This window comes from Duganella sp., assembly GCF_039595735.1.
In the GTDB taxonomy this organism is placed as follows: Bacteria; Pseudomonadota; Gammaproteobacteria; order Burkholderiales; family Burkholderiaceae_D; genus Rugamonas.
This window is the reverse complement of sequence record NZ_JBCNLB010000001.1, coordinates 610500-635306: the sequence shown is the minus strand read 5'-3', so window position 1 is coordinate 635306 and position 24807 is coordinate 610500. Positions and strand designations below refer to the sequence as shown.

Annotated in this window: 27 protein-coding genes; 16 read left to right on the top strand and 11 right to left on the bottom strand. The window is 64.5% G+C overall.

What is annotated here, in order from left to right:
- Nucleotides 1–62: 62 nt before the first annotated feature.
- From ABDW57_RS03020 to ABDW57_RS03005, 4 genes are read left to right on the top strand one after another with little or no spacing between them, the layout of a single operon-like run.
- The gene (locus ABDW57_RS03020; RefSeq protein ID WP_343728723.1) at nucleotides 63–995 is read left to right on the top strand and encodes a 4-hydroxyproline epimerase; all 933 of its coding nucleotides are present in this window, start codon (nucleotides 63–65) and stop codon (nucleotides 993–995) included.
- On the top strand, nucleotides 992–2098 hold the full coding sequence (locus tag ABDW57_RS03015; RefSeq protein WP_343728722.1) for an FAD-dependent oxidoreductase: 1107 nt from the start codon (nucleotides 992–994) through the stop codon (nucleotides 2096–2098). The genes ABDW57_RS03020 and ABDW57_RS03015 overlap by 4 nt, the downstream gene beginning before the upstream one ends.
- Nucleotides 2091–2354 (top strand): (2Fe-2S)-binding protein, encoded by a 264-nt coding sequence (locus ABDW57_RS03010; protein ID WP_343728721.1) that lies wholly within the window; start codon nucleotides 2091–2093, stop codon nucleotides 2352–2354. The genes ABDW57_RS03015 and ABDW57_RS03010 overlap by 8 nt, the downstream gene beginning before the upstream one ends.
- Nucleotides 2351–3613, top strand: coding sequence for an FAD/NAD(P)-binding oxidoreductase (locus ABDW57_RS03005; protein ID WP_343728720.1), 1263 nt, complete (start codon nucleotides 2351–2353; stop codon nucleotides 3611–3613). The genes ABDW57_RS03010 and ABDW57_RS03005 overlap by 4 nt, the downstream gene beginning before the upstream one ends.
- Here ABDW57_RS03005 and ABDW57_RS03000 read toward each other — a convergent pair.
- From ABDW57_RS03000 to ABDW57_RS02975, 6 genes are all read right to left on the bottom strand, one after another.
- Nucleotides 3610–4602, bottom strand: coding sequence for a LacI family DNA-binding transcriptional regulator (locus ABDW57_RS03000; protein WP_343728719.1), 993 nt, complete (start codon nucleotides 4600–4602; stop codon nucleotides 3610–3612). The genes ABDW57_RS03005 and ABDW57_RS03000 overlap by 4 nt on opposite strands.
- 70 nt (nucleotides 4603–4672) lie before the next feature.
- Nucleotides 4673–5764, bottom strand: coding sequence for an aldose epimerase family protein (locus tag ABDW57_RS02995; protein ID WP_343728718.1), 1092 nt, complete (start codon nucleotides 5762–5764; stop codon nucleotides 4673–4675).
- Nucleotides 5761–7143 carry an MFS transporter gene (locus ABDW57_RS02990; RefSeq protein WP_343728717.1) on the bottom strand — a complete coding sequence of 461 codons (1383 nt, stop codon included), beginning with the start codon at nucleotides 7141–7143 and terminating at the stop codon, nucleotides 5761–5763. The genes ABDW57_RS02995 and ABDW57_RS02990 overlap by 4 nt, the downstream gene beginning before the upstream one ends.
- Before the next feature lie 149 nt (nucleotides 7144–7292).
- Entirely contained in the window at nucleotides 7293–8552 is a 1260-nt protein-coding gene (locus ABDW57_RS02985) for an MFS transporter (protein WP_343728716.1), read from the bottom strand.
- Between the two features lie 70 nt (nucleotides 8553–8622).
- Entirely contained in the window at nucleotides 8623–8943 is a 321-nt protein-coding gene (locus ABDW57_RS02980; protein WP_343728715.1) for a thioredoxin family protein, read from the bottom strand.
- Nucleotides 8940–9758, bottom strand: coding sequence for a ChaN family lipoprotein (locus ABDW57_RS02975; RefSeq protein WP_343728714.1), 819 nt, complete (start codon nucleotides 9756–9758; stop codon nucleotides 8940–8942). Before ABDW57_RS02975 ends, ABDW57_RS02980 begins: the two co-directional genes overlap by 4 nt.
- A 284-nt stretch (nucleotides 9759–10042) precedes the next feature.
- On the opposite strand from ABDW57_RS02975, the gene ABDW57_RS02970 reads away from it, so the two are divergent.
- On the top strand, nucleotides 10043–10393 hold the full coding sequence (locus ABDW57_RS02970) for a PEP-CTERM sorting domain-containing protein (RefSeq protein ID WP_343728713.1): 351 nt from the start codon (nucleotides 10043–10045) through the stop codon (nucleotides 10391–10393).
- 48 nt (nucleotides 10394–10441) lie between these two features.
- Here the strand turns inward: ABDW57_RS02970 and ABDW57_RS02965 are convergent, their stop codons facing one another.
- From ABDW57_RS02965 to ABDW57_RS02955, 3 genes are read right to left on the bottom strand one after another with little or no spacing between them, the layout of a single operon-like run.
- The gene (locus ABDW57_RS02965) at nucleotides 10442–10609 is read right to left on the bottom strand and encodes a hypothetical protein (RefSeq protein ID WP_343728712.1); all 168 of its coding nucleotides are present in this window, start codon (nucleotides 10607–10609) and stop codon (nucleotides 10442–10444) included.
- Nucleotides 10602–11006 (bottom strand): DUF3224 domain-containing protein, encoded by a 405-nt coding sequence (locus ABDW57_RS02960; protein WP_343728711.1) that lies wholly within the window; start codon nucleotides 11004–11006, stop codon nucleotides 10602–10604. The genes ABDW57_RS02965 and ABDW57_RS02960 overlap by 8 nt, the downstream gene beginning before the upstream one ends.
- Nucleotides 11007–11027: 21 nt before the next feature.
- Nucleotides 11028–12608 (bottom strand): HAMP domain-containing sensor histidine kinase, encoded by a 1581-nt coding sequence (locus tag ABDW57_RS02955; RefSeq protein ID WP_343728710.1) that lies wholly within the window; start codon nucleotides 12606–12608, stop codon nucleotides 11028–11030.
- 120 nt (nucleotides 12609–12728) lie between these two features.
- On the opposite strand from ABDW57_RS02955, the gene ABDW57_RS02950 reads away from it, so the two are divergent.
- Nucleotides 12729–13076 (top strand): hypothetical protein, encoded by a 348-nt coding sequence (locus ABDW57_RS02950; protein ID WP_343728709.1) that lies wholly within the window; start codon nucleotides 12729–12731, stop codon nucleotides 13074–13076.
- Nucleotides 13069–13914: an HDOD domain-containing protein gene (locus ABDW57_RS02945; RefSeq protein ID WP_343728708.1), complete on the top strand. Its 846-nt coding sequence runs from the start codon at nucleotides 13069–13071 to the stop codon at nucleotides 13912–13914. Before ABDW57_RS02950 ends, ABDW57_RS02945 begins: the two co-directional genes overlap by 8 nt.
- Before the next feature lie 61 nt (nucleotides 13915–13975).
- Here ABDW57_RS02945 and ABDW57_RS02940 read toward each other — a convergent pair whose 3' ends face one another.
- Together ABDW57_RS02940 and ABDW57_RS02935 are read right to left on the bottom strand one after the other, a co-directional pair.
- Nucleotides 13976–14314, bottom strand: a complete 339-nt coding sequence (locus ABDW57_RS02940) for a hypothetical protein (RefSeq protein ID WP_343728707.1) — start codon at nucleotides 14312–14314, stop codon at nucleotides 13976–13978.
- Nucleotides 14315–14529: 215 nt separating this feature from the next.
- Nucleotides 14530–14841, bottom strand: coding sequence for a hypothetical protein (locus tag ABDW57_RS02935; protein WP_343728706.1), 312 nt, complete (start codon nucleotides 14839–14841; stop codon nucleotides 14530–14532).
- 105 nt (nucleotides 14842–14946) lie between these two features.
- Between ABDW57_RS02935 and ABDW57_RS02930 the strand changes: the two genes are divergently transcribed.
- The 9 genes from ABDW57_RS02930 to ABDW57_RS02890 all read left to right on the top strand — a co-directional run bounded on the left by ABDW57_RS02930 (nucleotide 14947) and on the right by ABDW57_RS02890 (nucleotide 24554).
- Nucleotides 14947–16062, top strand: a complete 1116-nt coding sequence (locus ABDW57_RS02930; protein ID WP_343728705.1) for a PhoH family protein — start codon at nucleotides 14947–14949, stop codon at nucleotides 16060–16062.
- Complete coding sequence (gene ybeY, locus ABDW57_RS02925; RefSeq protein ID WP_343728704.1) at nucleotides 16046–16510, top strand: rRNA maturation RNase YbeY; 465 nt, start codon at nucleotides 16046–16048, stop codon at nucleotides 16508–16510. Before ABDW57_RS02930 ends, ybeY begins: the two co-directional genes overlap by 17 nt.
- A 190-nt stretch (nucleotides 16511–16700) precedes the next feature.
- Nucleotides 16701–17585, top strand: coding sequence for a transporter associated domain-containing protein (locus ABDW57_RS02920; RefSeq protein ID WP_343728703.1), 885 nt, complete (start codon nucleotides 16701–16703; stop codon nucleotides 17583–17585).
- Entirely contained in the window at nucleotides 17585–19156 is a 1572-nt protein-coding gene (gene lnt / locus ABDW57_RS02915) for an apolipoprotein N-acyltransferase (protein ID WP_343728702.1), read from the top strand. Before ABDW57_RS02920 ends, lnt begins: the two co-directional genes overlap by 1 nt.
- Before the next feature lie 81 nt (nucleotides 19157–19237).
- Entirely contained in the window at nucleotides 19238–20152 is a 915-nt protein-coding gene (gene glyQ, locus ABDW57_RS02910) for a glycine--tRNA ligase subunit alpha (RefSeq protein ID WP_343728701.1), read from the top strand.
- A 14-nt stretch (nucleotides 20153–20166) separates the two neighbouring features.
- Nucleotides 20167–22290 (top strand): glycine--tRNA ligase subunit beta, encoded by a 2124-nt coding sequence (gene glyS / locus ABDW57_RS02905; protein ID WP_343728700.1) that lies wholly within the window; start codon nucleotides 20167–20169, stop codon nucleotides 22288–22290.
- Nucleotides 22291–22305: 15 nt separating this feature from the next.
- A complete protein-coding gene (gene gmhB, locus ABDW57_RS02900) occupies nucleotides 22306–22872 on the top strand; it encodes a D-glycero-beta-D-manno-heptose 1,7-bisphosphate 7-phosphatase (protein ID WP_343728699.1) in 567 nt (188 codons plus the stop codon).
- 21 nt (nucleotides 22873–22893) lie between these two features.
- On the top strand, nucleotides 22894–23634 hold the full coding sequence (locus tag ABDW57_RS02895) for a lysophospholipid acyltransferase family protein (RefSeq protein ID WP_343728698.1): 741 nt from the start codon (nucleotides 22894–22896) through the stop codon (nucleotides 23632–23634).
- Nucleotides 23580–24554 (top strand): SprT family zinc-dependent metalloprotease, encoded by a 975-nt coding sequence (locus ABDW57_RS02890; protein WP_343728697.1) that lies wholly within the window; start codon nucleotides 23580–23582, stop codon nucleotides 24552–24554. Before ABDW57_RS02895 ends, ABDW57_RS02890 begins: the two co-directional genes overlap by 55 nt.
- Nucleotides 24555–24807 lie beyond the last annotated feature (253 nt).

The window sequence follows — 24807 nt, the reverse complement described above, 5'->3', positions numbered from 1 at the left end:
CGTCACCCATCGTGCGCAGCCGGTGCAAGACACGGCGGCGCCGCCAGCCTAAGATTCATGGCATGAAAACCATCTCCATCATCGACTCCCACACCGGCGGCGAACCGACCCGCCTGGTGATAGACGGCGGCCCGGAACTGGGCAACGGCCCGCTCAGCGAGCGCGTGGCCGTGCTGCGCGCCGCGCACGACACCTTCCGTTCCGCCGTGGTGTGCGAACCACGCGGCTCGGATGTGCTGGTGGGCGCCCTGCTGTGCGAACCGCACGCGCCCGATTGCGTGGCCGGGGTGATCTTCTTTAACAACGTCGGCTATCTGGGCATGTGCGGCCACGGCACCATCGGCCTGGTGGCTTCGCTGGCCTTCATGGGCCGCATTGCGGCCGGCCGTCACCGCATCGACACCCCGGTGGGCGTGGTGGAGGCGGAACTGCACGCGGATGGCAGCGTCACCGTTGATAACGTGGCCTCCTGGCGCAGCCGCGCCGGCGTCACCGTCGAGGTGCCGGGATACGGCCCGGTCACCGGCGACATCGCTTACGGCGGCAACTGGTTCTTCCTGGTGGCCGGCCATGGCCTGGCGCTGGGCGTGCATAACATCGAAGCGCTGACCAGCTACACGGTGGCGGTGGCGCAGGCGCTGGCCGATCAGGGCATCACCGGCGACCACGGCGCGGTGATCGACCACATCGAACTGTTTGCCGATTCGCGCACCGGCGCCGACAGCCAGAGCTTCGTGCTGTGCCCCGGCAAGGCCTACGACCGTTCGCCATGCGGCACCGGCACCAGCGCCAAACTGGCCTGCCTGGCCGCCGACGGCAAGCTGGCCGAGGGCCAACTGTGGAAGCAGGAAAGCGTGATCGGCAGCGTGTTCGAAGGTTCGTACCGCGTGCGCGACGGCCAGCTGCTGCCCAGCATCCGCGGCAAGGCCTGGGTCAACGCGCAGGCGCAACTGATCCTCGATCCGACCGATCCATTCGTCTGGGGCATACGTTGATCAATGCCGACGTGATCGTCATTGGCGCCGGCATCGTCGGCGCCGCGTGTGCGGACGCGCTCAGCGAGCGCGGGCTGCGCGTGGCGGTCATCGAGCGCGATATCGCCGGCGGCGGCGCCACCGCGGCCGGCATGGGCCACCTGGTGGTGATGGACGACAATGCGGCCGAACTGGCGCTGTCGGCCTACTCGCTGTCGTTGTGGAAGGATCTGGTGGGCGACCGCCCGCAACGGCACGAATACAGCGGCTGCGGCACCATCTGGGTCGCCGCCGATGAAGAAGAAATGCAGGCAGCGCTGGCAAAGGCGCAAACCCTGTCCGGCCACGGCCTGCTGTGCGAAGTGCTGACGCCGGCCGCGCTGTACGCGCGCGAGCCGCAACTGCGCGCCGGCCTGGCGGGCGGCCTGCTGGTGCGCGGCGACGGCCTGGTGTATCCGCCCAAGACCACCCGCATCCTGCTGGACCGCGCCATGCGCCGCGGCGCCCTCACCAAGCGCGCCACCGTCACCGCCATTGAAGATCATGCGGTGGTGCTGAGCGACGGCAGCCGCCATCAGGCGCAGCACATCGTGCTGGCGGCCGGCGCGCGTTCCAGCGCGCTGCTGCCCGAACTGCCGATCCAGCCGAAAAAAGGACACCTGGCCATCACCGACCGCTACCCCGGCTTCGTCAAGCACCAGCTGGTGGAGCTGGGCTACATCAAAAGCGCGCACGCCGCCAGCGGCGACTCGGTGGCCTTCAATTTGCAGCCCCGCCCTACCGGGCAAATATTGATCGGCTCCTCCCGCCAGTTCGACACAATCGATCCGGCGGTGGAGCCGGCCATGCTGCAGCGTATGCTGCGCCATGCAGCCAGCTTCACACCCCAGCTGGCGGAGCTGAACATCATCCGCACCTGGACCGGCTTCCGCGCCGCCACGCCGGACGGCCTGCCGCTGATCGGCCCCTGCGGCGCGCGGCGCGGCCTGTGGCTGGCCACCGGCCACGAGGGGCTGGGCATCACCACCTCGCTGGCGACGGCGCAGCTGCTGGCGGGCCAGATCCAGCGCGAAAACACGCGCATTCCGTTTGCGCCTTATTTACCGGGACGCTTCCATGACTGACGCCCTGATCACACTCAGCATCGACGCCCGCAGCATCAGCGTGGAGGCCGGCGTCACCGTGGCCGCCGCGATTGCCATGGCCGGCAGCACTGTCACCCGCCGCTCGGTCAGCGGCGCCGCGCGCGCGCCCTTGTGCGGCATGGGCATCTGCCAGGAATGCCGCGTCACCATCGACGGCCGCGCGCACCAGCTCTCGTGCCAGACCCTGTGCGCCGACGGCATGCACGTGGTCACCGCCAGCGAGGGCCTGGCATGAAACACTACGATGTCCTGATCGTTGGCGCCGGCCCCGCCGGTTTGGCGGCCGCGCATGCGGCGGCGGCGCAAGGCGCGCAAGTGGGCGTCATCGACGACAATCCGCTGGCCGGCGGCCAGATCTGGCGCGGCGGCCCGGACCTGCAGGCCGATCCGCGCGCGTCCTATCTGTGGCGCAGCCTGCGCGACGCCGGGAACGTCGAGTTCATGCCGCGCACGCGCGTGATGTATGCGCCGCAGCCCAACCACCTGCTGGTGCAAACCGCCGATGCGGCGCTCACGCTGTATTACAAGAAACTGGTGCTGGCCACCGGCGCGCGCGAGCGCCTGCTGCCCTTCCCCGGCTGGACGCTGCCCGGCGTGACCGGCGCCGGCGGCCTGCAGGCGCTGTCCAAGGGCGGCTATCCCCTGCAGGACAAGCGCGTGGTGGTGGCAGGCACAGGCCCGCTGCTGCTGGCTGCCGCCGCCACACTGAAAAGCAAGGGCGCGCACATCGTCGCCATCGTCGAACAAGCCGGCACCCCGGCGCTGCTGCGCTTCGGCCTCGGCCTGCTGGCGACGCCGTCCAAGCTCACCCAGGCCATGCAACTGGCCTCGCAACTGAGCGGCGTGCCTTACCTGCGCAACAGCTACGTGCATTCCGCGCACGGCGACGGCACGCTGCAGTCGGTGCAGATCCAGCGCGGCCATGAGCGCGATCAGGAAACCCTGCAATGCGACTTCCTGGCCTGCGGCTACGGGCTGCTGCCCAATGTCGAGCTGGCGCAGGCGCTGGGCTGCACCACCGCCACCGTCAACGGCCAGATCGCGGTCAAGGTCGACCAATGGCAGCGCACCTCGCTGGCCGATGTCTACTGCGCCGGCGAAGGCACGGGCATCGGCGGCGTCGACCTGTCGCTGGCCGAGGGCCGCATCGCCGGCCTGGCCGCCTGCGGCCAGCAAGACCTGGTGCGGGAAAGCCTGGCCAGTCGCGCGCGCTGGCAGAAGTTTGCCGCCCGTCTGGCACGCGCCTTTGTGCTGCGGGAAGAACTGCGCACCCTGGCCGGCGACGACACCATCGTCTGCCGCTGCGAGGATGTCTGCCACGCCGACCTGCGCACGCATACCGGCTGGCGCAGCGCCAAGCTGCAGACGCGCTGCGGCATGGGGCCATGCCAGGGCCGCATCTGCGGCGGCGCCACCGAAATTCTTTACGGCTGGCGTCCGGACGCGGTACGCCTGCCGATTTCGCCGACGCGCATTTCCAGCATCATTGATTAATTGCGTTTGAGGGTGGAGCCGCGCAGGATCAGCTGCGGCTCGATCATGGTGGTGGTGGACGGCGCCTTGCCGTCGATGGTGGCGATCAGCTTTTCCATCGCGGCGGCGCCCATGCGCTCACTCTGCAGATCGACCGTGGTCAAGGGCGGCGAAGTGTATAAACCGTATTGAATATTATCAAAGCCGGCCACCGACATGTCTTCCGGCAGCTTGAAGCCCAGCGTCTGCGCCGCCTTCATGAAGCCCAGCGCGATCAGGTCGTTGTAGCAGATCAGCGCATCCGGATGCTCGGCGCCCAGCATGATCGACGAACAGACACGCTCGCCCTCGGCCGACGTCGGCGCCTCGCCCTCATGGATGGTCAGCTCCAGCCCGTGCGCCGCCAGGCATTCGCGGATGCCGCCCAGCCGTTCCTCGTCGCGGCGCGAGCGCGGGAAGCTCAGGTAGGCGATGCGCTTGTGGCCCAGCGACACCAGGTGGCGCGTCAGCATGTAGGCGCCGCGGTGGTCGTCGCTGATCACCCATGGAATCTCCAGCCGGTTCAGGCGGCCGAAGAACACCAGCGGCTTGCCCAGCTCCGTCATCCAGTCCATTTCCGCTTCCAGCATGCGCGAGAACACGATCATGCCGTCCACCCGGCGGCTCAGCGCCTCCAGCAGCGGGCGTTCGCGTCCCGGGTTCTCTTCCGTATCGACCAGCAGCAGCGTGTAGCCATGCGCCAGCGCGACCCGGTTGGCGCCCTTGACGATGCTGGTGAAGTGCGGATTGCTCACGTCCAGCACCGACAGCCCGATGCTCTTGGTGCGGCCGGTGATCATGGAGGCGGCCAGCGGGTTGGAACGGTAGCCCAGCTTTGCAATCACTTCCGTGATGGTCGCTTCCACCGCCGGCGAGAACCGCTGCGCGCCGTTGACGAACTTGGACACGGTGGCAGTCGAAACCCCGGCGGCGGCGGCCACGTCACGAATGGTTGCTACGTTTTTTTTCATGTTGAGACGGTCGGAATGCGTGGCGGCAGCTGCGCCAAAGCGACAATCTTATCATGACGGCATGAGCAAGCTAGTCGGCGGCAAAGCTGAAACTGGTGCGTGAACGGTACACCTGTCCCGGATACAACGCCGTGCTGGGGAAATTGGCGTGGTTCGGACTGTCCGGCAAATGCTGGGTTTCAAAGGCGAAGGCGCCGTAGCGCTGGTAGCCCACGCCCTCGCTGCCGACCTCCTTGCCGTCAAAGCCGTTGACGGTGTACAGCTGCACCGACGGCTCGCTGGTGCTGACCTCCATGCGGATGCCGCCGCCGCGCACGGTTGCCACCTGGGCATAGGCGCCGGCCGGTTTGGAGAAGATCAAGCTGTGGTCATAACCGCCGCGGACCGACGGCAGGCGCGCATGCACGCTGGCGGCCTGGCGAAAATCGAACGGCGTGCCGGCCACGTCCAGCATCACGCCCGAGGGAATGCGCATGGCATCGGTATCCAGATAGCGGTCGGCGGCGATCTGGAAGCTGTGGTCTTCCAGCGTGTTGGCGGCGGCGCCGGCCAGATTCAGGTACAGGTGGTTGGTCAGATTGTGCACCGTCGGCGCCGTGGTGCGCACCTCGTACTCGATGCGGAATTCGTCGCGGTTGCGCAGCAGGCGGTAAGTGACGCTGATGTCCATCGCGCCGGGGAAGTTCTGGTCGCCGTCCGGGCTGTGCAGGCGGTAGACCGAGCCGAGCGACTCGGCCTCGTTGAAATCCTCGCGCAGCCACACGCGCTTGTCGTACGGGGCCGGGTCGCCGTGGATGGCCATGCCGCGGTTGTTGGGCACCAGCTGCACCGTCTTGCCCTCCAGCGTGTAGCGGGCGTTGGCGATGCGGCCGGCATAGCGGCCTATGATGGCGCCGTAGCGGCCGCGCGTGCGCTCGAACGCGGCCAGGTCCGGCAGGCTCAGAATCACATTGCGGCGTTTGCCCTGGCGGTCGGCCACCTCGGCCTGGATCAGCGTGGCGCCATAGTCGATGTAGGCCAGCCGCATGCCGCGCGCATTTTCCAGCGTCACCTTCTGCACCGGCTGCCCGCCTTGCGTGACGCCATAGGCCTCCACCCGGATGCCGGCGAAGGCGGGAACGCAGGCCGCGAGCAGCGCGGCGGTCAGGGTCAGGCGCTTCACAGGTCGGTGATTTCCTTGTGGCGCGGCACCAGCGCTTTCATCACCAGCCAGGCGGCCAGGTAAGCCAGGGCGCAGATGCCGAACATGATCATGTAGCCGGTGTGGATGTCGTTGACCGATTTGTAGTAGTCAAACACCCAGCCGCCCAGCTTGGTCAGCAGCACGCCGCCAATGCCGCCGGCCATGCCGCCTATGCCGATCACCGACGCCACCGACTTTTGCGGGAACATGTCCGACACGGTGGTGAAGATGTTGGCCGACCAGGCCTGGTGCGCCGAGGCGCCGACGCCGATCAGCAGCACCGGAATCCAGTAGCTGATCGCGCCCAGCGGCTGCGCCAGCAGCACCACCAGCGGGAAGAAGGCGATCATCAGCATGGCTTTCATGCGGCCGTCGTACGGCGCATAGCCGCGCGACATGAAGTAGCTCGGGAACCAGCCGCCGCCGATGGAGCCGATCATGGTCATGCTGTACAACACGGCCAGCGGAATCACGATGGCTTCGCCCTTCATGCCGTACTGCGCCGACAGATAGGTTGGCAGCCAGAACAGGAAGAACCACCACACGCCATCGGTCATGAATTTGCCGAAGGCGAAGGCCCAGGTCTGGCGGTATTTCAGCAGCTGGAACCAGGACACCTTCTTTGCCGGCGCGTCAGCAGACACCGCCTGCACCGGCGCATCGCTGCGGATGTAGGCCAGTTCGGCGGCCGACAGGCGGGTCTGCTGTTCCGGCTTGTCGTACAGCCACAGCCACACGGCCATCCAGATGAAGCCCAGCATGCCGATCATGATGAAGGCCGCCTGCCAGCCCCAGATCGCGGCCAGCACCGGCACCGTGATCGGCGCCAGGATGGCGCCGACGTTGGCGCCGGAGTTGAAGATGCCGGTGGCGAAAGAGCGTTCTTTTTTCGGGAAGTATTCAGCGGTGGCCTTGATGGCGGCCGGGAAGTTGCCGGCCTCGCCCACCGCCAGCACCGCGCGCGAAATCATGAAGCCGACGATGGACGGCGCCACCGCCAGGCCAAACAGGGCAACCGTCACCTGGCCCACCGGCACCGAGGCCGCGTGCAGCAGCGCGCCCAGCGACCAGACGGTGATCGCCACCACGTAGGCGGCCTTGGTGCCGATCTTGTCGACCACGCGGCCGGCAAACAGCATGGAAATGGCGTAGACAAACTGGAAGGCGGCGGCAATATTGGCATAGTCGGTATTACTCCAGCCAAATTCGACCGACAGCGCCGGCGCCAGCAGACTCAGGACCTGACGGTCCAGATAGTTGACGGTGGTGGCAAAAAACAACAGGGCGCAGATGGTCCAGCGGTATTTACCGACGGAAAGTCCCACCGCTTGCGCATTTACAGGCTCGCTCAGGTTCATGGCATCACTTATTGTGTGTTTATGGTGATGATCTCTCGGTCTCCACGAGATCATGCTCTAGTCGTATGTCATCGTACAACCATAAAACCACCGAGGCAAGCATAATCATGTGCTTGCAAGCGACTGTTGTATGATGACTGGGTTAAGCCTTACTTTATTTTTACCAGAAGCAACGCAATCAGGCTGATCAGCGCGGCGCCCGACAGATAGTAGCCCACATACTGCAAACCGAGGTTGGTCGCCAGCCAGGTGGCGGCGTACGGCGCCAGCGACGCGCCCAGAATGCCGGCCAGGTTGAAGGTCAGCGAGGCGCCGGTATACCGCACCTCGGCCGGGAACAGCTCGGACAGGATGGTGCCCAGCGGGCCATAGGTCAGGCCCATCAGGCCGAGGCCGACCGACAGGAAGATGGTCACCTGGGTGGCGTCGCCGGAACCGAACATCGGCGCCATCGCCAGGCCGAACACGGCAATCGCGGCCGAGACCCAGATCAGGGTGCTGCGGCGGCCCTTGCGGTCGGCCCAGATGGCCGAGAACGGAATTGTCAGCGCAAAGAACAGCACTGCGAACAGCTGCAGGATCAGGAAGTTCTGGCGCGAGAATTTCAGCGCGCTGGTGCCCCAGCTCAGCGCAAACACCGTCATCAGGTAGAACAGCACAAAGGTGGCCAACGCGATCAGCGTGCCAAGCAGCAGCGCGCGGCCGTGCTCGTGCCACACCGTCAGCACCGGCACCTTGACGCGCTCGTTCTTGTCCAGCACCTTCTGGAAGTCCGGCGTTTCATGGATTTTCAGGCGGATGTACAGGCCGACAATCACCAGCAGCGAGCTGGCCAGGAAGGGAATGCGCCAGCCGTAGCTGAAGAACTCGGCATCGCTCAGCACCTGGCTCAGCAGCAGGAAGATGCCGCCCGACAGGAAGAAGCCAATCGGCGCGCCCAGCTGCGGGAACATGCCGTACCAGGCGCGCTTGCCCGGCGGCGCGTTCTCGGTGGCCAGCAGCACCGCCCCGCCCCACTCGCCGCCCAGCCCCAGGCCCTGGCCGAAGCGGCACAGCGCCAGCAGCGCCGGCGCCAGCGTGCCGATCGAGGCATAGGTCGGCAGCAGGCCGATCACCACGGTGGAAATGCCCATGGTCAGCAGCGCCGCCACCAGTGTGGCCTTGCGGCCGATGCGGTCGCCAAAGTGGCCGAATACGGCCGAACCGACCGGGCGCGCAAAGAAGGCGATGGCGAAGGTGGCCAGCGATTGCAGGGTGGCGGCAGCGGGATCGCTGGCGGGGAAGAATAGCTTGGGGAACACCAGCACGGCAGCGGTGGCGTAGATGTAGAAGTCGAAGAACTCGATGGTGGTGCCGATCAGGCTGGCAAACAATACCGTGGCCGCCGAATTGGTCTTGGGCTGACGCATGCTAAACGCTCCTGCTGATGGTGGTGTGCGGGCCATCATACACACCACATTGCAGGATTGCCAAGCTTGTCTAAGCGTCGATTTGCGCAAACGCCGCAGAGATGTCGTCTGCTTTCAACGGCCGCACCACGCGCGCCACTTCCTGGCCGTCGCGCAGGAAGATCAGCGTCGGCCACAGTTTGACGCGGAAGGAGCGCCCCAGCGGCCGGCCGGGGCCGTCCTCCACCTTGTAGTGGGCGACCTGCTCATGGCCGTGGAAGGCCTGCGCCAGCGGCGCCTGCGCGGCCATGCAGTGGCCGCACCAGTTGGCGCCGAACTCCAGCAGCACCGCGCCCGGCAGGGCGTCGATCTCGGCGCGCTGCGGCGCCTCGGGAATGTAACGTGTCTTCATTTCTTAACCTGTTTGCACGGATCGTCGCGCGTCTGCGGCGCCACGGTCTGGATACTGTCATAACGGCCGCCGTTGTCGCCGCTTTCGATAAAGCCGACGCTGCGCACCTTGAGCGCTGGCGCCGCCTCATGCAGCCAGTAGCCGACGCCGATGTCCTTGCGCACATGGCCGTTGCCGGCGATGAGCACGACGTCGCGCGGCAGCTGGTCGCGGATGATCTTGGCCATCCAGATGTCACGCGCCACCTGGGCATGGACCATGCCGCCCACCATCATCTCCGGCAGCATATTGCAATGCCCGGCGATGATTTCCTGTTGCTGCGCGCTGGCCACGGCCGCCGGCAGCGGCTGGTCCAGCCGGTAATCCTTGACGCTTTGCGGATCAAAGCTGGAGGCCACGCCGTCGCGCACCACGCGCGAGGCATCGGCGCGCGACAGATTGCCAGCCACCAACGGCAACTGGTAAGTCAGGGCCAGCTGGATCACAGGATAATACAGTTGCCAATCCCAGCGCGCACCGCCGGCCACCCGGATCACGCACTGGGCGTCCAGGCAGCCTTTTTGCGCCTTGTTGAGCAAGTCCTGGTTTTCGCGGTCAAACTGCTCCAGCACCAGCGACGGGCGCCAGCCGGCCGCCACGCGCTGCTGCAGCAATTCGTAGCGCAGCTTGTGGCCCTGGGCGTTGTCGTGCACCTCGCCCAGCAGCAGGACTTGCGGGTTGTCCGCGTTCAGCAGTCCGGGAGACAAGCTGGCGGCCGGCTTGCCCGCGCTGGCGCAACCAGCCGCCAGCACGACTGCGCACAAGCCCAAAGTCAATCGAATTTTCACTGTATATGTGGAAATCATCTGATAAGCGCGCGTGTGCATAGAATTTATTTGTTGAAAAGTTATACATCGTCTGCGCCACTGGCAAGCCGCCGGCAGGTGTTGTTGCGACGCAAAAATCCGTTGTTCCGGGAGAAAAAGAGATGGCAATATGTTATGGGATATGGTTTAATATCAGAACGGTAGCAAGTGTTAAGATACGTGCGCCGCGATTTTACAGTTAGTGCATTAAACCGACCTTAACTTCTGTTCAAAACAACGCCAGGAGTGTAATCGTGAAAGTTTTGTCCTTGATCTCGACAGCATTACTCGCTCTCAGCCTTGCCGGCGCCGTACAGGCCCAGCCTGCAGCACCAGCAACCCAAGACAATGTTGCACCTGCAACAATTGTACTCGCACATTGCGAAGCCAACGACCCTGCGCCGTGTGGCATCTCTGCGCCTGCCGCCAAGCCGAACGAAGCCGAACCAAACACCTTGCCGCCGGCAGACCCGAAACAACAGCCGCAAACCGAACCGGCCACGCCGGTGCCGGAACCACAAACCTTTGTCATGCTGATGCTGGGCCTGGTCGTACTCGGCTTTGCCTCGCGCCGCCGCCAGGGTTCAGAAAAATTCTCGGACTGAGCAGCAAACCCGGCCCATAAAAAATCCAGCCTCGTGCTGGATTTTTTTTTACAGGCACACGGCGCGGATATTGCTGAGCGCCACACCATGCGCCAGCGCGCGCAGCACGCACCACAGCTTTTGCCAGCCATTGTCGGTGGCAACCACGCAAAACAAGGCCACCGCCAGCGCCACGCCCAGCAAGATCAGCGCGCCCTTGATGGTCTCTTTATTCATTCCCTGCGGGCAGCGTGTAATCGAAATCGTAGTAGTGCTTGCCGCCCTCGATACGGATGTTCAGTTTGCCGCTGAGGCCGGCCAACTGATCGGTGCCGGAATCCGGCACCACCGCCACCTGCAGGCTGGGGACGCCGCGCGTCATGACGCCGTTGTGATGCAGCAGGAAGCTGCCGCCGCGCCCGTCCACCTGACCGGTCACCCGCTCCATCGCCACGTAGGCGCCGGAGCCGAGCGCCGTATCCCTATACGCCAGCATCTCGCCCCTGCCCTCGGCCTGCAGGGCGCCCTGGTAATGCTTGTCCAGCGACATGCGGCCGATGCCGCTATCGGCCGCCACGGCGGACATGGCCTCCGGCTGCATGGCAACAGTGAATTCTCCGCTAATGGTGGGCATGCTCCCCTCCTCTGATGTGGTTTAAGCGTGCAGGCGGCTGTCGGCGTGCAGGCTGTTGTCGTCGGTCGGCGTCACGCATGGCATGCGCAGCACGAAACTGGCGCCCTGCCCCAGCACGCTGGACACGGTGATGCTGCCGCCAAACTGCTTGGCAATCAGGTTGAACACAATATTCAGCCCCAGCCCGGTGCCGCCCTGGCCGCGCCGGGTGGTGACGAACGGGTCGAACACCTTGTCCAGCATGTCCGGCGGGATGCCCTTGCCGTTGTCGGTCACCTGCATTTCTATCCAGTCGCCCTGCTGCGCCACGCCGATGATGATGCGGCCCTCGTCGTCCGGGTCAAACGCGTGCTCGACGCAATTCAGGGTCAGGTTGGTGATCACCTGCGCCAGCGCGCCGGGGTAGCTGTCGAGCATGATATCCGGCGGGCAGGCGATGCTGACCGTGATGCGCGTCTTCTTCAGCTTGGGCTGCAGGCTGGACACCACCTCGTTAATATAATCGCGCAATTCGAAGCGGCGGCGCGCCTCGCTGACCTGGTCGACCGCGATTTGCTTGAAGCTGTGGATCAGGTGCGCCGCGCGGTAGGCATTGTTCATGATCAGGCGCGTGCTTTCGGACGCCGTCTCCAGATAGCGCGTGATGTCGGATTTCTTGATGTTGCCGCCCTCGACCGAGGCCTGCACCTTCTCGGTGGCCTCCATCAGCACCGAGGCGCTGGTCAGGGCGATGCCGACCGGGGTGTTGATCTCGTGCGCGACGCCGGCCACCAGCCCGCCCAGCGAGGCCAGGCGCTCGGCCTGCAGCAGCGATTCCTGGGTGCGGCGCAAATCATCCATGGCCTTGGCGGTGGCCTGGGCCGATTTGCGCGCCTCGTCCTCGGCCTCGCGGATGCGCTGGATATTCGACTTGATCTTGCGCTGGATGGCGTTGAAGCCGCGGATCACCTCGCCCAGCTCGTCGTGGCGATTGTCCGGCAACTCTTCCACTTCGTCACTGCCGCGTGTGGCCAGGTCGAACAGGCCGTCGCGCAGGCGCTTGAGCGGATCAAACACAATCCGCAGCGACAGCGCCAGCGCCGCCACCAGGATCAGGTCCAGCAACAGCACCTCGGTCACCTTGCGCCGCACTTCGGCGGCCAGGGTGGCGTCGATTTGCGCGCGGCTGAAGTTGACCACCACGCGGCCGACAATCACCGGCTTGAGCGAGGCGCCAGCCGCGCCGGAATCGCGGTAGGCCAGGTCGGCCACCACCGGCGTGCCGCCCACGGCAGCGTCGTTTTCAATCGAGGTAATGGTGCCGTTCTCGTTGCGCAGCTTGCCGGAGAACAGGCCGACCGAGGTGTCGTAGACGCGGATCGAGACCAGCTCGGGCGGCATCATCTCGGCCGCCACGATGTTGTCCACCTTGGCCTTGTCGAGATCCCACAGCGCCGACGGCAGGCTGGTTTGCAGGCGCGTCAGCACACCCTGGCGCAGGCGTTGGCTGCTGACCTCCAGTTCATGGCCGAGACTGTACTGCGCGTAGGTGCCGGAAATCCCCAGCACCAGCGTCACGATGACCACGAACAGCAGCGTCAAGCGGCCTTGAATCCCAAACATTCAGCAATCTCCCGACAACATGGATTTGACGGCAACGCCCCAATGTACGGTATGGGCTGCATCTTGGCAAGACAATGGTAATATCAGGAAATATAGATCAGGAAGCAAGCAGGAGGCGGTATGACGGGCAATTATCATCATCTGGCACTGGCGGAGGTGCGGCCGGGCATGGTCCTGTCCGACGTGCTGCTGGACGTGCAGGGCAATGTGCTGCTGCCGCAGGGCACGGTGCTGACCGACGCCATGCTGGCGCTGATGCCGCGCCACGGCATTGCCATGCTGCCCATCGTGAAGGAAGAAGTGACGCCGGAAGTGGTGGCGGCCACGCTGCACCATCACGAGGCGCGCCTGGCCCAGCTGTTCCGCAAGAACGACCCGGACAGCGGCAGCGACTGGGCCACCGCCACCCTGCGCCGTTTTGTGACCGACTTCCGCCTGGGTGTAGAGGAGATGCCGGAACATGAGTAATACCCTCAGCTACGACGACGTGGTGCGCACGCTGGACGATCTGCCGTCGCTGCCGGCGGTGGTGATGGAGCTGCTCAACAGCATTGACCAGGACGACGTCGATATCTCGGTGCTGGCCAAAAAGGTCTCGCACGACCAGGCGCTGACCGCCAAGACCCTGCGTCTGGCCAACTCCTCGCTGTACGGCCTGCAGGTCAAGGTCACCACCATCCAGCAGGCCATCACCTTCCTTGGTTTCCAGACCACCCGCAACCTGATCACGGCGGCGGCCGTGACCGGCTGCTTTGCCGAGGGCCACTGCCCCGGCTTTGACCACAAGGCTTTCTGGCGCCACTCGATCGCCACTGCCGCCTGCGCCAAGGTGCTGGCGCGGCAGATGCGCTTCAATCAGGATTACGCCTTCACGGCCGGGCTGCTGCATGATATCGGCCGCCTGGTGCTGGTGTCGTGCTTCCCGGAACAGTACGCGCACACCATCGCCTACCGCGCGGAACGCGACTGCTACCTGCTGGAAGCGGAACGGGCGGTGCTGGGCGTCGATCACGTCGAAGCCGGCCTGGCGTTGGCGGAACACTGGAATTTTTCAGACACCATGCGGCTGGCCATCGGCGGCCACCACGACCCGGAAGCGCCGGGGGCGGGCTTTTTGGCGGCCATCATTCATGTGGCCGACGCCATCGTGCATGCGCTCGATCTGGCGCAGGTGAAGGACGATCTGGTCCCACCGGTCTCGACCGTGGCCTGGACTGCGCTCGGCCTCGATGAGCAAGTGTATCTGCAGCTGTTCCGCGAGACGGAACTGCAATATGAAGAAATCTCGATGGTGCTGCTAACCTGAAGTGGCGGCCTGCCGGTCCGGGGTCATGCCCGGCACGGCAGGCGCTCGCGCTGCGCGCGCATCAATGATGCGCCGCGTTTCCGGCCTGGGCCTTGTCGGTGGTTGGGCGATCTTCCGGCTTTGGGCGGCCTTGCGCGTCCGACAGGCGGTACTTGGTGCGGCGGTCGCCCATCAGGTCGCGCAGGTCGCGGATGCTCATGCCGGTCACTTCATGCATGCGGATCAGCAGCGAGGCGCCGACCGGCAGACGGTGGTGGCGGATCTTGCTGATGACCGGCGGCGCGACTTCCAGCAGACGCGACAGCGCGGCATCGTTCTTCAGCTGCATCTTGCCCAGCAAGATGTCCAGCAGATGGTTGGGGTTGTAGCTTTCCTGAGATGCGAGAGCATGATGTGCCATGATTTTCCTCGTTGGTTGGGTGAACAGATAGTGCTGGTCTGAACTTAAGCAAAACTTAGATGGAAGCCTTGCTGTTCGTGCAAGATACCAGCGCGCACCGCGCTAAGATTGTTCGGCATCAAGCAGAAGCTAGAAACCTTAGCAACAATGCTATTTCATCACATGGGACCGGAGGGTGTCGCACGCAAGAAACTATTGCCAGCAAATGGGAGATGTCAGGCGGTGGTGTCGATGTTGCGGCCCAGCGTTTTCTGGCTGTCGCGGCGCTGGGTATCGGCTTTTTTGTCGGCCTGCTGGGCGGCACGGCGGTCGGCGGCGGCCGCCTCGTCGTTGGCGCGCGCCTGGCTGCGGGTGGCTTCGTTGTTTTGCTCGACGCGCCGCCGGGTGGCGGCTTCATCCTTCCCGGTGCGGTTGTCCTGCTGGGCGCGACGGCTCTCCGCCGCCTGCTCGCTACGCTGCTCGGCACGGTTGGCGCGGGTTTCGCGCAGATTGAGTTGCACCGGGTCGGGCCGCGGTGCGTTGGTCACATTGATCGCCATACCTCTACTGTAGAGCAAAGGGGCCAGGCAGGGCAAATTACGATAAACTATCGCCTGTGCCGGTCGCCGGCCCTCTCTCCTAAAAGCATTCCATTGAAAACCAAAACGCCAGTCCAGCCGCACTACTTCGTCCCCGAGCCGCTCGATAACGCGCGCCTGGCCCATTTGTGCGGCCCGCTCGACGAAAACCTGCGCCAGATTTCCGCCGCGCTGGACGTCACCATTTTCCGCCGCGGCGAGAAGTTCATCGTCAGCGGCCACAACGCCGAACGCGCGGTCGAGATCCTCGACCACTTCTACGCCATCGCCAACAAGATCGTGCCGATCGAAGAGGTGCAACTGGCGCTGGTCGAGCAGCGCGCCAGCATGCATGCCGGCAACATCGCCGCGCTGACGCCGGCGCCGGCCGGCGCTGACGATGGCGCGCCGGCCGCGCGCGCGGCCAGGCCGCGCAAGGTGGAAACCGCGCCGGCGGTCGAGATCGACATCAACAGCCCGGTGCTGAAGACCCGCCGCGCCGACCTGCGCGGCCGCACGCCGCACCAGATCCGCTACCTGCGCAACATTCTGGAGCATGACATCAGCTTTGGCGTCGGTCCGGCCGGCACCGGCAAGACCTACCTGGCGGTGGCCTGCGCGGTCGACGCGCTGGAGCGCGACGCCGTCAAGCGCATCATCCTGACCCGTCCGGCGGTGGAAGCCGGCGAGCGCCTCGGCTTCCTGCCCGGCGATCTGTCGCAAAAGGTCGATCCCTATCTGCGCCCGCTGTACGACGCCCTGTACGACCTGCTGGGCTTTGACCGCACGCAGAAAATGTTCGAGAAGCAAGTGATTGAAATCGCCCCGCTGGCCTATATGCGCGGCCGCACGCTGAACCACGCCTTCGTGATCCTGGACGAGGCGCAAAACACCACGGTCGAACAGATGAAAATGTTCCTGACCCGCATCGGCTTCGGCAGCAAGGCCGTGGTCACCGGCGACGTCACCCAGGTCGACCTGCACAAGAGCCAGAAAAGCGGCCTGCTGGACGCCATCCAGGTGCTGAAAGACGTGCGCGGCATCGCCTTTAGCCACTTCACCAGCGAAGACGTGGTGCGCCATCCGCTGGTGGCGCGCATTGTCGACGCCTACGAAACCGCCCACAACCACGAAGCGGAAATCGCTCCCCTCCTCAAAGCCACGGCTCTCAAAAATGTCCGCAAAAAATAAATTGACGCTGTCGGTGCAGTACGCCGATCCACGCCTGCAAGAAACGATTACCCGGCCCAAAATCCGCAAGTGGGTGCAAGCCGCCCTGTTCGCGCCGGCCGAGCTGACCATCCGCTTTGTCGACGCCGCGGAAGGCCAGACCCTGAACCGCGAATACCGCGGCAAGGACTACGCCACCAACGTCCTCACCTTCGCCTACAACGACGGCGCGGAGGAACTGCCGGCAGACGCGCCGACCCAGGCCGACATCATCCTCTGCACCGACGTGCTGGAGAAAGAAGCCGCCGAGCAAAAGAAAACGGTGGAAGAACACACCGCCCACCTGATCGTCCACGGCGTGCTGCACGCCCAGGGCTACGACCACGAGGACGACGAGGAAGCGGCCGAAATGGAAGGCATCGAAACTGAAATCCTGGGCGAACTCGGCTACGCCGATCCCTATGCCTAGCAATCTTGTCGCGGTTCAGCCTGCTGACGGGATGGCATGCTTGCCACCCGGTCTACCCATGATTCACCACCAGGCAGCATGACCGCAGGCACTGATCAGGCGCAAACTCGGTGTTTTTTTGACAAAAACGGCCCCGCCTTCCCATTTGGTGTATGCTATACCCCTTCGAAACAACGGCTTTACGCCTGCTATGCAAGAGCACTCTAGTAGCGTCAAGACTGACGCTAAACCCCACAGGTCATTGTTTGAACGACTGACCGCCCTGATTTCCCCAGAGCCCGAGAACCGCTCGGAGCTGCTCGAAGTTCTGCACGACGCCCACGAACGCAATCTGATCGATGCCGACGCCCTGTCGATGATCGAGGGCGTGTTCCAGGTATCCGATCTGTCCGCCCGCGACATCATGATCCCGCGCTCGCAGATGGACGTGATCGACATTTCCAAGCCGATCGAGGACTGGCTGCCGCTGGTGCTGGCCACCGCCCACTCGCGCTTTCCCGCCATCGAGGGCGAACGCGACAAGGTGATCGGCATCCTGCTGGCCAAGGACCTGCTGCGCTACTACGCCGAGGAATCGTTCGACGTGCGCGACATGCTGCGCCCGGCCATCTTCATCCCGGAATCCAAGCGCCTGAACGTGCTGCTGCGCGATTTCCGCGCCAACCACAACCACATGGCCATCGTCGTGGATGAATATTCCGGCGTGGCCGGCCTGATCACCATCGAAGACGTGCTGGAACAAATCGTCGGCGACATCGAGGACGAGTACGATTTCGACGAGGAAGAAGACAACATCCTGTCCATCCGCGAAGGCCAGCACGGCCCGCGCTGGCGCATCAAGGCGCTGACCGAGATCGAGCAATTCAACGAAGAGCTGGACACCGCCCTGCCGGAAGACGAGGCCGACACCATCGGCGGCCTGGTCGCCAAGCACCTGGGCCGCATGGCCCACAAGGGCGACGTGTTCGACTACGAAGGCCTGCGCTTTGAGGTGTTGCGCGCCGACGCCCGCCAGATCCACGTGCTGACGGTGGAAAAACTGCCGCCCGCTCCCGACCACGGCGACGACGCATAATGCGTTTTCGCCGCGCCAACCCGAACGATCCACCCAAGCCGCAACGCTCGACCCGAGGACGCATGCTCATCACCGGCCTGGCCGGTGCGCTGTGCGTGTTCGCCTTCGCGCCGTTCGGCTGGTGGCCGCTGGAGATTCTCGGTCTTGCCACGCTGTTCTACCAGGTCCTGCGCAGCACCAGCGTCAAAGCCGCCGCGCTGATCGGCTGGGCCTTCGTGGCCGGCTGGACCTCGGCCGGCGTGCACTGGCTGTACGTTTCGATGCACACCTACGGCGGCATGCCGGCGCCGCTGGCCGCTGCCGCCGTGCTGCTGCTGGGCGCCGCCATGGGCGTCTATGGCGCGCTGGCCATGGGCAGCGCCTGGTGGCTGCGCCAGCGCTGGACGCTGCCGCTGCCGGCCGCCAATCTGCTGGTGCTCCCGGCCGTGTGGGCACTGTTTGAATGGGTGCGCGGCTGGCTGTTCACCGGCTTCCCGTGGCTGTCGTCCGGCTATGCCCACAATCACAGCCCGCTGGCCGGCTTTGCCCCGGTGATCGGCGTGTACGGGCTGGGCTGGCTGGCGGCGGTGATTGCCGGCGCCCTGCTGTTGCTGCTGCACCGCTCGCGCGTGCGCGCGGCCGTGCTGGCGGTGGCCATCGGCCTGGCCGGCGCCGGCCTCAGCTTCCTGCAATGGACCTACCCGGAAGGCAAGCCGATCTCGGTGCGCCTGCTGCAGGGCAATGTCCCGCAGAACGAAAAGTTCGACGGCGCCAAGGTGCTGACCACCATGAAGCTGTACCAGGATGCCATCACCGCCGCCCCGGCCGACCTGATTGCCACTCCGGAAACCGCCATCATCACGCTGCCGCAGCAACTGCCGCCGGACTACCTGCCCGGCATCGCGCAGTTCCTGAACAAAACCAACAGCAACCTGATCCTCGGCATCTTCACCGCCGACAGCCAGACCGCCTACTTCAACAGTGTGATCGGCATCCCGGCCAAGCTGGGCTCGGGCTACTACCGGTATGACAAGCACCACCTGGTGCCGTACGGCGAATTCATCCCCTACGGCTTCCGCTGGTTCGTCAACCTGATGTCGATCCCGCTGGGCGACATGACCAGCGGCCGCGAGATCCAGCCGGCGTTCCCCATCAAGGACCAGCGCGTGCTGCCGAATATCTGCTACGAAGACTTGTTTGGCGAGGAAATCGCCGCCCAGCTGAACCACCCGGCCATGGACCAGAAGCCGGCCACCATGCTGCTGAATACCTCCAACCTGGCCTGGTTTGGCGACACCATCGCCATCCCGCAGCATTTGCAGATCTCGCAGATGCGCAGCCTGGAAACCGGCCGCCCCATGCTGCGGGCGACCAATACCGGGGCCACCGCCGTCATCAACGGCGAGGGCAAGGTGGTGCAGCAGCTGCCGGTGAACACCTTCGGCACCCTGGCCGCCACGGTGCAGGGCATGGCCGGCAGCACGCCCTACATCATCTGGGGCAACAAGCTGTTCCTGGTCCTGACCGCCCTATCGCTGGCGGGTGCATGGTTTTGGGCGCGGCGCTCAAAAAACCAGCCAAAAGCCGCTTAACCCGCTAAAATCATCGCTTTAGCGAAACTGCAACCGCGCGCCCGCCGGCCTCTGCCCGGGCGTGCCACCGACTGACAAAAGATGCTGACATTTCAACAAATTATCCTGACCTTGCAAACCTACTGGGACAAGCAAGGCTGCGCCCTGCTCCAGCCCTACGACATGGAAGTCGGCGCCGGCACCTTCCACACTGGTACTTTCCTGCGCGCGATCGGCCCTGAGCCGTGGCGCGCCGCCTACGTCCAGCCGTCGCGCCGCCCGAAAGACGGCCGCTATGGCGAAAACCCGAACCGCGGCCAGCACTACTACCAATACCAGGTGGTGATGAAGCCGGCGCCGGAAAACATCCTCGACCTGTATCTGGGGTCGCTGGAGGCGCTGGGCCTGGACCTGAAGCAAAACGACGTCCGCTTCGTGGAAGACGACTGGGAATCGCCAACGCTGGGCGCCTGGGGCCTGGGTTGGGAAGTCTGGCTGAACGGCATGGAGGTGACCCAGTTCACCTACTTCCAGCAAGTCGGCGGCCTGGATTGCAAGCCGGTGCTGGGCGAGATCACCTACGGCGTCGAGCGTCTGGCCATGTACCTGCAGGGCGTCGAGAATATGTACGACCTGGTGTGGACGGAGTGGGAAGAAAACGGTGAGAAGAAAGTGCTGAAGTACGGTGACGTATTCCATCAGAACGAGGTGGAGCAGTCGGCCTACAACTTCGAGCATTCCAACACCGAACTGCTGTTCTCGCAGTTTAACAACCACGAATCGGAAGCCAAGCGCCTGATCGAAGCGCAGCTGACGCTGCCGGCCTATGAGCAGATCATGAAGGCCTCGCACAGCTTCAACCTGCTGGATGCGCGCGGCGCCATCTCCGTGACCGAGCGCGCCGCCTACATCGGCCGTGTGCGCGCGCTGTCGCGCCTGGTGGCGCAAGCCTACTACGATTCGCGCGAGCGCCTCGGTTTCCCGATGCTGCCTGCCGCCGCCGTCGCCGCTGAATAAACGATATAAATAATATGACTCAAACTCTGCTCATCGAACTGCTGACCGAAGAACTGCCGCCGAAGGCGCTCGCCAAACTGGGCAAGGCTTTCGCGGACGGCATCGTCAACGGCCTGAAATCGCGCGACTTCCTGGAAGCCGACAGCGTCGCCACCGCCTACGCCACGCCGCGCCGCCTGGCCGTGTCCATCACCAAGGTACGCGCCACCTCGCCGGACAAATCGATCCGCGAAAAAGTGCTGCCGGTCTCGGTGGCGCTGGACGCCAGCGGCAACGGCACGCCGCCGCTGGCCAAAAAGCTGGCCGCACTGGGCTTCCCCAACCTGACCGTGGCCGATCTGGAACGCGCGCAGGACGGCAAGGCCGAAAGCTTCTTCTACACCTACACCGCCGCCGGCAGCGCCCTGCAAGCCGGCCTGCAAGCCGCGCTGGAAGACTCGGTGGCCAAGCTGCCGATTCCGAAAGTGATGAGCTACCAGCGTCCGGACGGCGCCACCGTGCAGTTCGTGCGCCCGGCCCACGCGCTGATCGCCCTGCATGGCGACGCCGTGCTGCCACTGACCCTGCTGGGCCTGACCGGCACCAACGTCACCGAAGGCCACCGCTTCCTGACCGCGCCGGGCCAGCGCGCCGTCACCATCGCCAACGCCGACGCCTACGCCGCCACGCTGAAAGAGCAAGGCAAGGTACTGGCATCGGTTGAAGACCGTAAAGAACAAATCCGCGCCGAACTGCTGGCCAAAGCCGGCGCCGACCAGGTGCTGATGCCGGAAGCCCTGCTGGACGAAGTGGCCGCGCTGGTCGAATGGCCGGTGGTCTACGAATGCAAGTTCGAGGAAGAATTCCTGGCCGTGCCGCAGGAATGCCTGATCCTGACCATGCAGACCAACCAGAAATACTTCGCGCTGACCGACACCAACGGCAAGCTGCGTTCGCGCTTCCTGATCGTCTCCAACATCGCCACCGACACCCCGGCCGCCATCATCGACGGCAACGAGCGTGTGGTGCGTCCGCGCCTGTCCGACGCCAAGTTCTTCTTCGAGCAAGACAAGAAGAAAACGCTGGAATCGCGCCTGCCGCTGCTGAAGAACGTCGTGTACCACAACAAGCTGGGCACCCAGGCTGAACGCAGCGAGCGCGTGACCGCGCTGGCCGGCGCCATCGCCGCCAAGCTGGGCGCCGCTGGGTTACAAGCTGATGTTGCGCTGACCGAACGCGCAGCTAAGCTGTCGAAAGCCGATTTGCTGACCGACATGGTGGGCGAATTCCCTGAGCTGCAAGGCATCATGGGCACCTACTACGCCCGCAACGACGGCGAGAAAGAAGACGTCGCGCTGGCCGCCTCGGAACACTACCAGCCGCGCTTCGCCGGCGATGCCCTGCCGTCGACCGTGACCGGCACCGCGGTGGCGCTGGCCGACAAGCTGGAAACCCTGGTCGGCATCTGGGCCATCGGCCTGCAGCCGACCGGCGACAAAGACCCATTCGCGCTGCGCCGCCACGCGCTGGGCGTGCTGCGCATGCTGATCGAGAAGCGCCTGTCGCTGTCGATCTCCGGCTTGCTGGCCGACGCCGCGAAACAGTTCACCGCCGTCGCCGGATTCAAGGACCCGAGCGCCGACGTGGCAGCCTTTATGGTTGACCGCCTGCGCGGCATCCTGCGCGAGCGCGGCTTCTCGGTCAACGAGATCGAAGCCGTGGTGGCGCAGAACCCGGATCGCCTGGACGACATCGTCCAGCGCCTGGAAGCCGTGCAAGCCTTTGCCGCGCTGCCGGAATCGGCTTCGCTGGCCGCTGCCAACAAGCGCATCACCAACATCCTGAAGAAGAACGAGGAAGCCCTGGCCGCCGTAGGCGAGCATGGCGTCAACGTGGCACTGCTGAAGGATGCGGCGGAAGTGAACCTGAACGCCGCCGTGGTGCGCGTGCTGCCGGAAATCGACGCCGCCTTCAACCAGGGCGACTTCGCCGGCACGCTGAAAACGCTGGCCCAGCTGAAGAACGAAGTCGACGCCTTCTTCAACGACGTCATGGTCATGGCCGAAGATGTCGCCCTGCGCAACAACCGTCTGGCGCTGCTGTCCTCCCTGCACGGGATGATGAACCGCGTGGCCGACATCTCCAAGCTGGCGGTATAAATGGGCGCGCCGTCCATGAAGCTGGTCATCCTGGATCGGGACGGCGTGATCAACCACGATTCGCCGGACTTCATCAAATCGCCGGCGGAGTGGATCCCCATCCCTGGCTCGATGGAGGCCATCGCCCGCCTGAATCAGGCGGGCTACCGGGTGGTGGTGGCGTCGAACCAGTCGGGCATCGCCCGCGAGTTCTTCGACATGACCATCCTTAACGCCATCCACCAGAAGATGCACAATCTGGCGCAGCAAGTGGGCGCGGACATCGACGCGGTGTTCTTCTGCCCGCACGCGGCGGCCGACAACTGCGACTGCCGCAAGCCGAAACCAGGCATGTTCACAGAAATCTCGCAACGCTATAAAATCAGCCTGAAAGGCGTGCCTGTGGTCGGCGATTCGCTGCGCGACCTGCAGGCCGGCTATGTGAGCGGCTGCGTGCCCTATCTGGTCCTGACCGGCAAAGGTGAAAAAACCCAGGCCACCGGCGGTCTGCCGCCGGGCACCATGGTGTTCCCGGATCTGGCGGCGATGGTCACCCACCTGCTGAAAACCAGCACCCCGCCGGCGCTGCACGTCGTCAGCTAAACAGTTTTTTGGAGTCTGCTCTTGGGTCATCCCATCTTGTTCTTGCGTTCCCTGATTTTCACCATCGTGATGGTGGTGTCGACCGTTCTCTGGTCGCTGGTGTGCTTCGCGGCCTCGCCGCTGCCTTACCGCCAGCGCTTCTACATCACCTCGCGCTGGAATGTGTTCATCATCTGGTGCCTGCGCGTGATCTGCGGCATCCGCTACGAAGTGCGCGGCCGCGAAAACCTGCCGGACGCGCAGGCCATCCTGCTGTCCAAGCACCAGTCGGCATGGGAGACCATCTTCCTGCTGCCAAACATGCCGCGTCCATTGGTGTTCGTGTTTAAGAAAGAGATCCTGTACATTCCCTTCTTCGGCTGGGCGATGGCGCTGCTGCGCATGATTCCGATCGACCGCAAGCAGGGCAAGAACGCCTTCCAGGAAGTGGTCCGCCACGGCAAGCGCCGGCTGGCGCAGGGCCTGTGGATTATCATGTTCCCGGAAGGGACCCGCATCCCGGTCGGCAAAACCGGCAAGTATAAAAGCGGCGGCACACGCCTGGCAATCGAGACCGGCTCGGTGGTGGTACCAATCGCGCACAATTCTGGCGAATGCTGGCCAAAAAACTCTTTCATCAAACGCCCCGGTCTTGTTACAGTATCGATAGGTAAGCCAATTTCGCCAGAAGGCCAAACGCCGGACGGCTTGATGCAACAGGTGGAAAATTGGATCGAATCAGAAATGCGCGTCATTTCGCCCCACGCCTACAACGCTGGCTAGACGACCTGGCGACCACGGTCAAACCAGCGTCGCCGGAGCCGCAGGCGCCCAGGCCGGTGTACACCACACCGGTGTGGTCGGTGCCACCCGCAGCGCAAACTCCACCTCCTGTCTCGCCTTACGTCTCCCCTCCTGAAACGGCAGTCCCGGTCAAGCGCCGCCCCCTGGTGGCGCCGCCCACCGAGCAGCCGCCGCGCCGCCAGCTGATGGTGGGCGAGTTCATTATCGAATACGAATTGCGGCGCTCGACGCGCCGCTCGATAGGCTTCATGATCGACGACGACGGCCTGCGCGTGACGGCGCCCAAGCGCGTCAGCATCGCGGAAATCGACGACGCCATCCGCACCAAACAGCACTGGATCCTGAGCAAACTGAAAGAGCGGCGCGAATGCCGCGCAGCGCGGCTGGAAAAGCCGCCGGTGGAATGGATCGACGGTGCGCAGATTCCCTATCTGGGCGCCGACATCACCCTGCGCCTGCTGGTGGGCGGACGCAATCGCAGCATCTACAACCCGAACACGCGCGAGTTGTGGATCACCCTGGTGCCGGGCGCCAGCGAAGACCTGCTGAAAAACCGCGTGCAGACGTGGTATCAGCAGCAGGCCAAAACGCTGTTCGAAGAGCGGCTGAATTTGTACGCCGGGCGGCTGGGCGTGCAGTACCACTCGTTCGGCCTGTCGTCGGCCGGCACCCGCTGGGGCTCGTGCACGGTTGACCGCAAAATCCGGCTCAACTGGAAACTGATCTACTTCTCGCTGCCGCTGATCGATTACGTGGTGGCGCACGAACTGTCGCACATCCTGGAAATGAACCACAGCCAGCAATTCTGGGACACCGTCGGCCTGATCTACCCTGAATACGAGGAAGCCAAAAACCTCTTGCGCAAGCGCTCGCAGGAACTGCCGGTTCTATTCCCGTAAGAGTTGATTCCTCGCCGTAACGCGCGCGCCGCGGCGGCGGACGCGTGTCAGAATGGTGGCTCACTTTTGTCTTGTGAGGTTGCCATGAATCCTGGTGATGACGCTCCACCCGGCACGCCGGGTACCGGGGAAGATGTGTGTCCCGTCTGCCAAGGGACGGGACGTCTGCTTGATGAGGACGACGGTGATGGCGCGCCTTGCCCCAACTGCGGCGGCACTGGCGTGATTACCGAGGGGATCGGCGGCGGCTGAC